Here is a 13,456-nt window from a genome sequence, read left to right as displayed (position 1 = left end):
GCTGATTCCTCCTAATCAATAGAGATTTCGACATTGTCGCCGTTTGCGCTTTCCACTTCCACCAGTTTTCCGATGACCCCGCTTTCCGCCATGCGGAGCACCGCCTCCAGGTCAATGTCTTTGAGGGCCGAAACATTAGATACCTCCGGTAACTGCATGCCGATTTCAAGCCCCACCTTGACAAGAGATAAAGGAAGATTCACCTTGACGATATCTCCCTGGGCAGTATTGACACGTACGCGAAGAAGCATCTTGTTAAGGTCTTTGCGCTCCCCCTCCGGCAAAACCTGAACAATTTTTTGGGATTCTCCCCGCAAAAGCTCGTCGATACTAATTCCGAAAAGGTCAGATAGGGAGGGGAGAAGACTGATATCGGGACAGGAGAGGTCATTTTCCCACTTGCTCACCGCTTGGGAGGAAACCCCCATTTGTTCGGCGAGCTGGTCCTGGGTAAGATTCATTTTTCTTCTTTGTTCTGCGATTCTGGTTCCTAATGTTGCCGCCATAATAACGCCGCCTTTCTATAAAAACGAATAGGATTGAGTGTTTTCGAAAAGAAGCTTCTTTCTGCTTTCATTGTACCCTGAGAAAGAAGAAAAACAAACCCCTTATTCGTTGATTCTAGCAAACCATCCGTTGTTTTTCTATCTACCTATAGTTGTATTCATCTAATTGCACGGATACAAATTTGGGGCAGCAGCAGGAGGTACCATCATTAAAAATTCAATCCTTCACGGGATTTCTATTGCTTTCTAGCGATGTTTCCTATCAGCAAAGGCGGCAAGTTTCAACTTGCCGCCTTTGCAATCGTTAAAATATCCAGATACCCTTACTGGATCCACTGACCGCTGACATCCACCTTGTACCCGCCAACGGTAGTATCTGTGGCCATAGAGCCGGAAGAATAGAAGTAATAGTACTTTCCATCAATGAGCAACCACCGGTCATGCGCCATGGCACCGTCCGCATTTAAGTAATACCAGTTGGCACCTTGTTGGAGCCAGCCAGTCAGCATAGCGCCATTGCCCCTAAAGTAATACCATCTGGAGATATAAACACCATTTTCATTGGTATTAACATTTACCCAGCTTGTGTTGGCCATTCCACCCCAGTCGTAGAGATAGTACCATACGCTGTTGTCAAAGAGCCAACCGGTTCTCATAACACCGTTTGCACCCAGGTAGTACCAGGTGTTCTGGAGTTTCAGCCAACCAGTAACCATGGCACCGCTGGATTTCAAGTAGTACCATTTGTTGCCGTCCTGGAACCAACCGGTTCTCATAGCGCCGTTTGCACCTAGATAGTACCAGGCGCCGTCCACTTTCTGCCAGCCGGTCAGGTAGTCGCCGTCGATGCCTTTGAGCTTCCAGACACCGTCAATCTCTTCCCAGGTAGGAGAAGTGGGTTTGGGTTCTTCTGGGGTGGAAGGCTTGGAGGGCCTCGAAGAACCGCCGCCAATCCAGCCTCCAGAAGAACCACCGCCGGAAGGAACATCCTTCTCAGCCACTGTCAAAGTGCAAGAATTGGAGAGCGTATGGGTGTTGTTGCTCTTATCGGTTACTTCTACGTAATAAATGCCGCCGTCAGAGACAGAGGCCGAAGCGATGGTGTAGGAATCACTGGTTGCTCCTGCAATCATATTTCCGTTTTTATACCACTGATAGGAGAGCGTTCCACTATTGTTGGAAACCGCCTTGACTGTAAGGTTTACCGAATCACCGGTTTGTGCGGTTTTAACGCTGCTCAAGTTGGTAGTAATGGTGGGCGCCTTGGGTTCGTCAGGGACTTGTAGTGTAACGGCGCAGACATTGGAAGTCGCAGTAGCCGTCGCATCATTTTTAGTGTTCGTCACCACCACTTTGTAGCTTCCTTCATCAGATTTCTTAGCAGAAGCGATGGTATAGGAGGCCTGTGTCGCACCGGAAATCGCCTGATTATCCTTGTACCACTGGTAGGTGAGGGTTCCGCCGTCGGTAACCGTCGCCGCAACCGACAAGCTGAGGGTTCCGCCGTCCTTTACAGTCTGGGCTGTCCCTAGGTTAGTGGTAAACACCGGCGTGGCCGGAGGTGTAACTACGATAGATTCTACTGACACTGCGCAAGCGTTGGAAGTCGCTGTAGCCGTCGCACCATTTTTAGTGTTCGTCACCACCACTTTGTAGCTTCCTTCATCGGATTTCTTAGCAGAATCGATGGTATAGGAGGCCTTTGTGGCACCGGAAATCGCCTGATTATCCTTGTACCACTGGTAGGTGAGGGTTCCGCCGTCGGTAACCGTCGCCGCAACCGACAAGCTGAGGGTTCCGCCGTCCTTTACAGTCTGGGCTGTCCCTAGGTTAGTGGTAAACACCGGCGTGGCCGGAGGTGTAACTACGATAGATTCTACTGTAACTGCGCAGACATTGGAAGTTGCTGTAGCCGTCACATCGTTTTTAGTGTTCGTCACCACCACTTTGTAGCTTCCTTCATCAGATTTCTTAGCAGAATCGATGGTATAGGAAGCCTTTGTGGCACCAGAAATCGCCTGATTGTCCTTGTACCACTGGTAGGTGAGGGTCCCGCCGTCGGTAACCGTCGCTGTCACCGACAGGCTGAGGGATTCGCCGTCCTTTACAGTCTGGGCTGTCCCTAGGTTAGTGGTAAACACCGGCGTGGCCGGAGGTGTAACTACGATAGATTCTACTGTAACTGCGCAGACATTGGAAGTTGCTGTAGCCGTCACATCGTTTTTAGTGTTCGTCACCACCACTTTGTAGCTTCCTTCATCAGATTTCTTAGCAGAATCGATGGTATAGGAAGCCTTTGTGGCACCAGAAATCGCCTGATTATCCTTGTACCACTGGTAGGTGAGGGTTCCGCCGTCGTTAACCGTCGCAGTCACCGACAGGCTGAGGGATTCGCCATCTTTTACCGACTGCGCCGTTTCCAGATTTGTAGTGAACGCAGGAGTCTGGATGGTAGAAATCGGTACGGTCAAGGTGCTGTCGGGAGTCGAGCCGTCGCCGTCCCGGAGGACTTCAATTTCGTCCAGGAACAACCATGAAGAACCCAGTGCTAAGGTGAAGCGGATGTCAGTTGCCGAGATGTTCTTGCCATCTTCTGTAGCGAAGATAAAGCGTTTATCTTTGCCAAGGGAGCCCGCTGTTGGAGCATCACAAATGACATGCCACTCGTCTCCGGCTCCGTTTTTAATTTCAATCTTCGTGTTAGACTGTATCGTAATACCGTTAGCATTGGGAGAAAAGGCTCCAATATTGATTTGCTGGAAAGTCTGGGGCTTATCACCCAGGTGGAAAGTCAGATCCACAGGCAGTCCTGTGCGCTTATGGTAACCGACACTATTGGAATCGCTCCAGCTGGCAGCATAGTAACCGTCAGTCAGTTTCACTCTTTCTACATCCGGATGGTCGTCATGAAAATCGCCGAGTCCAGCGTTGGCTCCACCGTCTTTGAGCGAAGTGGTATATTTTAAGCCCTTTACAATATTATTGCCGTCGCTTACTTCCACTGTGCAAACCGTGCTGAACGCAGTAGTCGAAGTCTCTCCTATTGTATTAGTAACTACGACCTTGTAGTTTCCCGCATCGGATTCTGTAACAGAATCTACAGTATAGGAAGACCCAGTAGCGCCTTCGATGGCGACATTATCCTTGTACCACTGATAGCTGAGGGTTCCGCCGCCAATAGGTTCTGCCTCAATAGAAAAGGTGAGAGAAGCTCCAATGAGGCCAATAGCGGTAGAGGGCAGGTCTGTAATGATGATTCTGCCAATCTCCTCCTGTAGGGCCATAATCGCTTTGGTATAGTCTCCGGGCATGGAAGTAGCAGAATTATAAATGCTTTCGCCGTAAGCAGCTAAAGACGAAAGGCCGGAGGATTCGGCCATAGAAATTAACGATTGAAGTTTTTCCCGCTTTTGAGCCACGAGGTTGTGAGAAGTCTCGGGACGCTTCACCACCAGCAAACTGTTTGCCACACTCCTGGCACTTGAAAGAACTTCTTCCAGCTTACCGGAGGTGTTTTCAATGGTCATCTGAGTGGAGCCGCCGCCGTCCAGATTGATTCCAGTGACACAGCCTTGGGAAATAAGTAGGTCGGCAAGCTCATAAAGCGTCATGCCGGGGTAAGTGGAGGTACGGCCGTCAGACACAAGGATAAGAAGTGTACCATCTTCTTTAACGCCTATAACCGTCCTCTGTGCTCGCGCTTTGCTAAAAGAATCGCCCAGAGGGAAGGAGGAAGTCACGTTTCTGCCGTCTTCGACTAGGTGATAACCGTAGGTGACGAGAGCACCGTTGCAGTTTTCCATGGCCTCTTTAGCCGCGGCTATGGTTTCCGTGCAAGTAATATGCGCTTTGTCACCGATCTTGAGCCCACGGAGTTCAGAAGCCCATTGACTCTTATCTGATGCGTAAAGCACAAACTGGTCGTATCCAACGTCGTTTCCGGAAGATACGTTGGCTCGAATTTCGCACACCTCGCCCACAAGGGTGCCGCCTACCACTAGCTCGGTGTCGTCCACTTTATTAAATACGATCTCCACACCGGGGTCCTTGGTATCGGTAGCGGTGCCGCAGCTGGTATCCCAATAGTAGATTCCTGTGGTGGTCTTACCCGATACAGGATTAATATTAATATTCTCCAAGGCGCCGCGTTTAACTTCTCCGTTGAGCTTCAGCTCATATGCGACACGGGAATATACCAAATCACTCTTACCGTCGCTGTCAAAGGTAAGCATCCAGGTGGGGCCGTAATTATTGCAGCCCTGAAACACTTTTCCATCGGAAATGTTTACGCCGCCGTAGGTACTGCCACTGATATCCCCGCCGGACAGGACAAAAAATGATGCATTCACACCCGCTTTAACATCGTAACCGTGTTTGCTTTCGGCATTTTCGGCTGCCCGGATGGTTCTGCTGCCGTAACCGCTGTACTGTGAATACACCATAGGCATATAATCGCTGGTTGTGGGATTAAAGGTTATAGTCTTTACCCCGTGGTTATTGCCGTCAGTCCCGGTAATAACCGATGTCGAATACTCAAGACCACTGCCTTCACCATCAATTGCCTCATTCTGAGAACTTGTCACCGTGCCGATGCCTGCTGACTGTCCGTTTTCAAAAGCAGAGACCGGCAGCGCACTTGAGCTCGCAGCAAATAAAATAGTCATTGCTGTCGCCACAGACAAAATTTTCATTTTTCGATTTATCATTTTTTGAAAGCCCCCTCGCTTTATTTAATATATCCTTTTTCATTTTACACAAAAATTCTACTTTTGCCAACAGTTTATTTAAACATTTTGCAAAAATAGTTTGTTACACAAAAATCTACCATGTGTTTCGTATAATAACACTAATAAAGGTGATAAACAAAAAACACCGACTGTTTATCGACGGTTTCCTCATGTATGTAGGATAAAAAGCAGCTTTTCTGCGCAGCAATTGTAAAGTAAGGTTCTGAATCCAAATAGTTTGCTTCTTGTTATTTTCCTATGTACATCAAATTAGGGCTTATACATAAAAAGAAGTCGATTGTTATAAAACAATCGACTTCTTTTTGTAAATGGTGCCGGTGGTGGGACTTGAACCCACACGCCATTGCTAGCAACGGATTTTGAGTCCGTCTCGTCTGCCAGTTCCAACACACCGGCGCATAAGTGGTCTCATGGAGACTTTGATATTATACCGCATCTGTTAAAAAAAATCAACCCCTTTTTTGAATTTTTACAGATGTGCAGGAAGAGTTATTGAAAGAAGACCAACTTTATGTTAAAATAAAGGCTGTCAACTCTACTATTAAAGGAGTAGCTATGGATTTTCCCTACACTATGGAAAAATTAAGTGATACCCTGTCTATCTGCGTAACGCCCGATCATAAATTTGGGACTGACGCTTTTTTGTTAGCTGATTTTTCAGGCGCACGCCACCGGGATAAAGTCGTGGATTTGGGGACAGGCTGTGGTATCATTCCATTAATTATATACAAAAAGTTTTTTCCCAATATTATATACGGTTTAGATATTCAGGTCAAAGCCATTCAGCAATTTAAACATACCGTTTCATTCTGCCAGCTGGAAAATAAGATCATTCCGCTGGAAGGGGATTTGAAGGATGTCAAAGGAATGCTTCCTTTTGATGCTTTTGACATCGTCACCTGCAATCCGCCCTATAAAATCGCCAATACCGGCATTTTGAGCGAACGGGATTCCCGCCAAATTGCCCGGCACGAAATTCTCTGTACCATTTTTGACGTTTGCCGGACAGCGTCGAAACTTTTGAAAACCGGCGGAAAACTTTGCCTCTGCCAGCGACCGGAGCGGTTGGCAGACGTTATCACCGCCATGCGGGAGAATCACATCGAGCCAAAGCGGCTTCGGATGGTGGCAAAAGACGAAAAAACAGCTCCTTGGCTATTTCTCATTGAAGGCAAAAAGGGGAGTAAGCCCTACATGGACATTGAACCCACACTCACAGTCATGGACGGGGAGGATTTCACCAAAGAAATGCTCCAGATTTACGGAAATTTACCACCGGAGGAGTAGAAGCTCCATCTCAAATTCGAAAGAAAGGCAGCTCCCGGAGGGCGGGGGCGCGGTATTTGTTATGAGCGGAACCCTTTATGTGACCGGCACCCCCATCGGGAACCTGTCGGATTTTTCTCCCCGGGCAGTAGAAACACTAAAAGCAGTTGACTTTATTGCTGCGGAGGATACCCGTGTCACTGTCAAATTATTAAACCACTTTGACATCAAAAGGCCCATGGTCAGTTACCACGAACACAATTTACGTGAACGGGGTGAAGCAATTATTGAGCGCATTTTAAATGGGGAAAATTGCGCTGTCGTTTCCGATGCCGGAATGCCCTGCGTATCGGATCCCGGTGAGGATCTGGTCCGACTGGCGGCGGAAAAGGGAGTGCCTACTGTGGTCATCCCGGGGCCAAGCGCCGCTGTCTCCGCTTTATGCATCAGCGGCCTGAGTACCTCCCGGTTTTCCTTTGAGGGATTTCTCTCAACCAACAAACGGAATCGGCAACTCCATCTGGAGAGTCTTAAAAACGACACCCATACCTTGATTTTTTACGAGGCGCCTCACAAGCTGCTGACTACCCTCAGGGATATGGAACGGGTGCTGGGCGACCGGCGGATTTCCATCGGCCGGGAGCTCACAAAAATCCACGAGGAAGTCATCCGCACCACCCTTCGGGAGGCAATCGCTTTCTACGAAGAAAAAACGCCCAAAGGGGAATTTGTGCTGGTATTGGAGGGAGCGACTCCTGAAACAGAGCCGCAGATTTCCCTGGAAGGGGCCATTGAGGAAGCCAAGCAACTGGTGGCGGAAGGGGAGCGTCTCACCGAAGCGGCCAAGAAAATTTCAGCTCAATACGGGTATAAAAAAAGTGAAATATACAATGGGTTAATCTAAGAACACAATTTTTGTATTTTTAAATCTACTAATACAAATGGTAAAACCGCGATGAAATTTCATCGCGGTTTTTGGTTGTAATTATCAAGTCTAAAAAACCTGGTCCAGTGGATTGTTGGCGCGAATGTCCTGGAGAATTTCCATCACTTCCCGCAGGGTGGAAATGGAATCCCGCCCTTTCATCTTGACTGCGATATAGGGAGTGTTTCCGGCGTTAATAGAACCTCGGCCCTTCAATCTAGAATTGAGCAGCGCCGCCAAATTCATATCCAGTTTCTCGGGAATGAACTGAAGGGATTCTCCCTTTTGATTGATTTCCTTGAATCCAAACTGGGCAGCGGTATTCCGAAGTAGCGCCACGTCGATAAGGCCCTTCACCGAAGCGGGTGGCTCCCCAAACCGGTCGATGAGTTCATCCACTACATCCATACTGTCTTCCTCGGTTTTGATGGAGGCGATTTTTCGATACACGTCGATGCGCTGAGACAGACTGTCGATGTAGTCCTCAGGAATGTGGGCCTCCAGTTGGAGGTCCACAAGGCACTCGGCCGAAGCCTGCAATGCGGGCTTTTCGCCCCGCTTTTCGGCAACGGCTTCAGACAGCAGCCGCAGGTACATATCATAACCCACCGCCTCCATGTGGCCGTGTTGGCGGGTGCCGAGAATATTTCCAGCGCCGCGGATTTCCAAGTCCCGCAGGGCGATGCGGAAACCGGAGCCGAATTTTGTAAACTCCCGGATGGCATTTAGCCGCTTGGTGGCAATCTCGGTCAGTACCTTGCCCCGCTGGAAGGTAAAGTAAGCAAAGGCCCGGCGGCTGGACCGGCCGACCCGGCCCCGAAGCTGATACAGCTGGGATAATCCCATCCGGTCGGCGTTTTCGATGACTAACGTATTACAATTCGCGACGTCAACACCCGTTTCGATGATAGTGGTGCACACCAGAATATCCACTTCCTGTTCCATCATCTGTTTCCAGACATGGGAGAGTTCGTCCTCGCTCATTTTGCCGTGGGCCACGGCAATGCGGGCCTCGGGAACCCGCTCGTGGATGCGGGCGGCACAGCTGTGGATGGATTCGATGTTGTTGTGGATATAATAGCACTGCCCGCCCCGCCTCAGCTCACGTTTGAGGGCCTCGGCGATGACGCCGGCATCGTGTTCCAGCACATAGGTCTGAATGGGGTGGCGGTTTTGAGGCGCTTCCTCGATAACTGACATATCCCGGATGCCGGACATGGCCATGTTGAGAGTGCGGGGGATGGGAGTTGCCGAGAGGGTGAGCATATCGACGCCGGCGAACATCTCTTTAAACCGCTCTTTGTGAGCGACGCCAAAGCGCTGTTCCTCGTCGATGATGGCAAGCCCCAGGTCTTTAAAGTGGATGTCTTTGGACACCAGCCGGTGGGTGCCCACCACAATGTCCACAAGGCCTTTTTCCAGACGGCTGATAATTTCCTTCTGCTGCTTCGGAGTGCGAAAACGGGAGAGAAGCTCTACCTCCACGGGGAAGTTAGATAGCCTCGCCATAAAGGTTTGGTAGTGCTGCCAGGAGAGAATGGTGGTGGGGCAGAGAACGGCGCATTGTTTTCCGTCCATGACGCATTTAAACGCGGCCCGAAGGGCTACTTCCGTCTTTCCAAAGCCCACGTCGCCGCACAAAAGCCGTTCCATAGGGGTTTCCTTCTCCATATCGGCCTTGATTTCCTCGATGCAGCGGAGCTGGTCGTCGGTTTCCTGATATTCAAAATGAGCTTCAAAATCCTTTTGATACTCGGTGTCGGGGGAAAACGCGTATCCTTTTACCTTCATTCGCTGGGCATAGAGGGCAATGAGCTCGTCGGCCATCTCGTCCACCGCTTTGCGGACCCGCTGACGGGTTTTCTGCCACTCTCCGCTGTGGAGACGGTTAAGCTTAATTCGGGAATCCTCCCGGGGGCCGATGTACTTGGATACCAAATCCAACTGGGTGACAGGAACGTAAAGGGTGTCCGCCCCGGCGTACTTGATTTTGATGTAGTCTTTGACGATGCCGTGAAGATCCAGCTTGTGGATTCCGTCAAAAATGCCGATACCGTGAGCCACGTGGACGACATAATCGCCCACCGTCAGGTCGGAAAGAGACTTGATTTCCTCTCCTTTGCGCTTTTTCGTCTTACGAGTGGAAGTGGTGACCGCCTTGCCGGTTGTGGTGAGACTAAATTTGATCTGTGGGTACTCAAATCCAGTGGAAAGGGTTCCCTCCAACACAAAAACGCTCCGATAACGGATGTTTTTCAGGTCTTTTACATATTGGGCGTCGATGCCCATTTTAGTCAGGTCAGCAGCTAGATTGCTGGCTGATTTGGCAGTGCCCGCCAAGATACAGCAGCAATAGCCCTGCTCCAACAGGGGATAAAGGTCTGATTTTAACAGCTTTAAATCCCCGTTCCAGCCGGAGGACTGCAAGGGGGAAATGGTGACGATTTCTTTGAGTCCCTGTAACCCTGTCCGGGCAAAGGTGTCGAAATAGACGAGGCGATGGTTCAGCAGACGGGCTTCCGCCTGCTCAGGACTCAGCATATAGCTGTCCAAACCCTTGCAGAGCTGTCCGTCGTCAAAAAGGAGCTTCAAATCCTCGCTGTACTGCCAAAAAGTGGAACGGGCGGCTTCCTTGGCTTCGACAAATTCGCTTACAAACACAGGGGCGTTGTCAAAGTAGTCGGCGACAGTGGCAAACTCGTCATAGGCCAGGGGAAAAAATTTGTCGAGGGAATTGAGTTCCATACCGCTTTTAAGCGTATCCAAATCCTGTAAAAGCGTTTTTTTTGCCTCTGATGCTGCTTTACGGCTGCCGAGTTTTCCACAAAAATCGGTGAGCTTTGTGAATAACTCTCCCTCTCCAAAAGTCACTTCTCTGGCGGGAGAAATCTCGATTTTAGAGGCGCTTTCGGTTCGGCGCTGGCTATCCAGCTCGAAATAAGACATAGTGTCGATCTCGTCGCCCCAATACTCCACTCGTATGGGATTTGCCTCGTTGGGCGGGAGGATGTCCACAATGCCGCCCCTTACCGAAAACTGGCAGAAGCCGTCCACTTGGGGGCGGCGCACATAACCGGAGTGGACGAGCCGGGACACTAGCTCATCAAGGGGCATACCGGTTTCTGGTGTGACGGTAAAGGTGTTGTCGATGAGTACCTGTTTGGGAATGGTACGAGTCATCACCGCCTGGATAGAAGCGACGACCACTTTTGCCTCCCCTTGAACGAGACGGGACAAAACGCCAAGCCGCGCCTGTTCGTATTCGCCGGAAACACCCTCCATCTGGCGATAGGTAAAATCCCGTGACGGGAACAGGATACTCCGCTCCTCCCGGGCCATGGCGTTTATGTCGAAACTGAGCCGAGCCGCCGCCGCTTCATCCTGGGTGACGACGAGGATGGGTTCTTCCAGTTCTTCCGACGCGGCATAAATAAAATGAGCTTTATGAATAGCCGAAAGCCCGACACACAGCATGGGTGTGCGGGCCGCGGTTACATTCTCGATAATTTTTTGATATTGCTCCAAATTCTGGGCAACCATGGAAAACAGTTTCAAAGGGATACCAGCCTTTCTCCAAAACCCCGGGGGCCCTACCGTCCTCGTTTCATATATATGGGGGAGGTCAGGAATTATACTTGCTCATTGCCTGTTCAATGTTGCCCTCAATGATGAGTTTTACAATATCGAGACAGTGGCTTGAAACTTCTTTGATGCCTTTGAGTTCATCTTCCTTAAAGGTAGAGAGCACCCAGTCTGCCAAATCATAGTTGGGGTTGGGACGTTCGCCAATGCCCGCCTTGATGCGCGGAAAGTTGTCCGATTGCAGATAGTCGATGATGCTGCGGATGCCGTTGTGCCCGCCATGGGTGCCTTTGCGGCGGATACGCAGCTTACCAACCGGCAGGGAAATATCGTCGAAGATCACAATGACGTTTTCCGGCGGAATTTTGTAAAAGCTAGCAGCCTTTTCCACCGCTACACCGGATAGATTCATATAGGTCTGGGGCTTCATCAAAAGAACCTTTTCCCCGGCAATAATTGCCTCCGCTGTCAGGGAATCAAACTTTTTTTTGCTGATTTCCGCCCCCAGTTCCTTTGCCATGTAGTCCACGGCGATAAAACCGGTGTTGTGGCGGGTGTTTCGGTATTTTTTATCGGGATTTCCAAGCCCGACAACCAGGTATTTCACCCCGCCCGATGATCTTCTAAAAAACATAGACATTACAAATGTTTTTCCAAACGGCTTGCCCGCTCAGAAATCCTCCTCGTTTCTATTTTGCTGTATTACAAATTTTAACACAAAAAACAGATGTATTCAAGGTGAAAAAAGGGAATTCATGGTTTGCATCACCAGTATAAAACAGCAAAAAGGGCGGAACCCGCCCTTTTACTCCTTAACTTTTTCTGCCAGCGCGTCGGCGATTTTGCTGAACACCGGAGCGGCAGTCGTATTGCCGTAACCGGTCTCCTCGGAAAGCACCACCACCACATACCGAGGATTGGAAGCGGGGAAAAATCCCGCAAACCACCCTTGTTCCAGTTCCTTTTCCTCATCGTTGAACCGGCCTGTCTGGGCGGTCCCTGTTTTTCCGCCCGCCGTGGTTTTCTCAGGGAGGGCATTCTGACCATCTGCCACCATGACACAATGAACGAGAAAGCTTTGTATTTGAGAGGCGATTTCTCCACTAATGATCTGCTTTGGCGCGATGTCTGCCGTCCGCTCGACAGTTTGTCCATCCAGTGTTTGACCTACAACAAGCTTTGGAGCCACCAGATATCCGCCGTTTGCCACAACCGAAATCATCTGGGCCACCTGTACAGGTGTTGCCGTGAGCTTTCCCTGACCAAAACTCAGGTTTGCCACCTCGGCAGGATTGAGCATATCCTGTTTTGAAGGGAGCGTCCCGTCAGCAGTATAAATGTTGGGGGCAAGCTGATACCCTTGACCAAATCCAAACCGCTCAGCCATAGACAGTAGAGAACCACCGCCCACCTTAAGCCCCAGATGGATAAAGTAAGGGTTGCAGGATTCCTTCATGGCGTCCAGCATGTCCAGCGTCCCGTGTCCATCCCGCTTGTGGCAACGAATGATTTGCCCGCTCACGTCAACGCTTCCGGTACATTCCGCCGTCTCGCTCAAAGGGATTCCCGCTTCCAAAGCGGCAGCGGCTGTGACAATTTTAAAGGTTGAGCCTACGTTATACGGAAGAAATGCTCGGTTAATCATGGGAGAGTTTTCGGTGTCCCGAACGCTTTTGGATAAATCGGTGGGCGTAAACAGGGGAAAACTGGCAGCCCCTTTGATTTCGCCATTATAGGGGTCCATGACGACAATTGCCCCTTTTTTGAGTCCTCGGCCTCCCTCATTTTGTATTACTGTTTGTATATCTTTGTCGATTGATAACACTATTCCTGCCGGATCGCTGCCGGTTTCCCGAATTTCCGGCTCTACGCCGGGCATACCGTGCCCCAGTCCATCCATTGTATATACCACCTGCGTCTTGGAGGTGTGCTGGGCAAGAAAATCATTATACCCCTTTTCAATGCCTGTAACACCGTTTTTTTCACTGTCCAGATAACCGATGATATGCGGCGCGAGCTGGTAACGCTCATACCGCTGGCTTTGATAAAAAGGTGTCACATTGTCCGCTTGAATTTCCTTGTCGCTTTGAAGAAGAAACGGCTTTGCTGCTTGCAAAAGATCCGACACCACGTCGCGGCTTTCCCTGGAGACAGCATCTAATACCGGTTTCATGTTGGAAGAAGTGGGAAGAACCGCGTAAAGGGACTTGCCGGTCCGATTGACCATGGGAAGCAGGTTGCAGTCGTATATCTGTCCCCGCCGCTGCTCAATGGTCAGGGTGTATTTAGACTGGTTTTTCGCCGTCTCCGTCAGACCGGGGGAGGTGGATAAATACCCCAGACGAACATATAAAAGGGAAAACAGCAAAACAAATCCAGCGAAAAAAATAATTGTTCGCTTTTCGATTCCCTTGGTAAACGGCTGCATA

The 13,456-nt window shown here is 49.9% G+C and carries 7 protein-coding genes and 1 tRNA gene; 2 read left to right on the top strand and 6 right to left on the bottom strand.

Annotated elements, in window-relative coordinates; translation table 11 throughout:
- Window positions 1-11 precede the first annotated feature (11 nt).
- The 3 genes from H8710_RS10120 to H8710_RS10110 form a co-directional block, all read right to left on the bottom strand.
- Window positions 12-506 (bottom strand): helix-turn-helix domain-containing protein, encoded by a 495-nt coding sequence (locus H8710_RS10120; RefSeq protein ID WP_249295401.1) that lies wholly within the window; start codon window positions 504-506, stop codon window positions 12-14.
- 323 nt (window positions 507-829) lie between these two features.
- Window positions 830-5,212 carry an immunoglobulin domain-containing protein gene (locus H8710_RS10115; RefSeq protein WP_249295400.1) on the bottom strand — a complete coding sequence of 1,461 codons (4,383 nt, stop codon included), beginning with the start codon at window positions 5,210-5,212 and terminating at the stop codon, window positions 830-832.
- A 351-nt stretch (window positions 5,213-5,563) separates the two neighbouring features.
- Window positions 5,564-5,650: transfer RNA gene (locus H8710_RS10110), tRNA-Leu, on the bottom strand.
- Between the two features lie 159 nt (window positions 5,651-5,809).
- Here H8710_RS10110 and H8710_RS10105 point away from each other — a divergent pair.
- Both H8710_RS10105 and rsmI read left to right on the top strand, forming a co-directional pair.
- Window positions 5,810-6,541, top strand: coding sequence for a tRNA1(Val) (adenine(37)-N6)-methyltransferase (locus tag H8710_RS10105; RefSeq protein ID WP_249295399.1), 732 nt, complete (start codon window positions 5,810-5,812; stop codon window positions 6,539-6,541).
- A 61-nt stretch (window positions 6,542-6,602) separates the two neighbouring features.
- Entirely contained in the window at window positions 6,603-7,424 is an 822-nt protein-coding gene (gene rsmI / locus H8710_RS10100; RefSeq protein WP_249295398.1) for a 16S rRNA (cytidine(1402)-2'-O)-methyltransferase, read from the top strand.
- Between the two features lie 90 nt (window positions 7,425-7,514).
- Here the strand turns inward: rsmI and mfd are convergent, their stop codons facing one another.
- The 3 genes from mfd to H8710_RS10085 all read right to left on the bottom strand — a co-directional run bounded on the left by mfd (window position 7,515) and on the right by H8710_RS10085 (window position 13,455).
- Window positions 7,515-11,000 carry a transcription-repair coupling factor gene (gene mfd / locus H8710_RS10095; RefSeq protein WP_249295397.1) on the bottom strand — a complete coding sequence of 1,162 codons (3,486 nt, stop codon included), beginning with the start codon at window positions 10,998-11,000 and terminating at the stop codon, window positions 7,515-7,517.
- A 67-nt stretch (window positions 11,001-11,067) separates the two neighbouring features.
- Window positions 11,068-11,634 (bottom strand): aminoacyl-tRNA hydrolase, encoded by a 567-nt coding sequence (pth, locus tag H8710_RS10090; protein ID WP_346727108.1) that lies wholly within the window; start codon window positions 11,632-11,634, stop codon window positions 11,068-11,070.
- Window positions 11,635-11,832: 198 nt separating this feature from the next.
- A complete protein-coding gene (locus H8710_RS10085) occupies window positions 11,833-13,455 on the bottom strand; it encodes a peptidoglycan D,D-transpeptidase FtsI family protein (protein ID WP_249295395.1) in 1,623 nt (540 codons plus the stop codon).
- Between the last annotated feature and the right edge of the window lies 1 nt (window position 13,456).

The organism is Fumia xinanensis, from assembly GCF_014384905.1.
GTDB classification, from domain to species: Bacteria; Bacillota; Clostridia; order Oscillospirales; family Ruminococcaceae; genus Fumia; species Fumia xinanensis.
Note: the sequence above shows the minus strand (reverse complement) of the source record. Positions and strands in the feature narration are given on the sequence as shown.

Coding starts and splice junctions, on each gene's coding strand:
- H8710_RS10120 (WP_249295401.1), bottom strand. CDS start 506: ATGGCGGCAACATTAGGAACCAGAATCGCAGAACAAAGAAGAAAAATG.
- H8710_RS10115 (WP_249295400.1), bottom strand. CDS start 5,212: ATGATAAATCGAAAAATGAAAATTTTGTCTGTGGCGACAGCAATGACT.
- H8710_RS10105 (WP_249295399.1), top strand. CDS start 5,810: ATGGATTTTCCCTACACTATGGAAAAATTAAGTGATACCCTGTCTATC.
- rsmI (WP_249295398.1), top strand. CDS start 6,603: ATGAGCGGAACCCTTTATGTGACCGGCACCCCCATCGGGAACCTGTCG.
- H8710_RS10085 (WP_249295395.1), bottom strand. CDS start 13,455: ATGCAGCCGTTTACCAAGGGAATCGAAAAGCGAACAATTATTTTTTTC.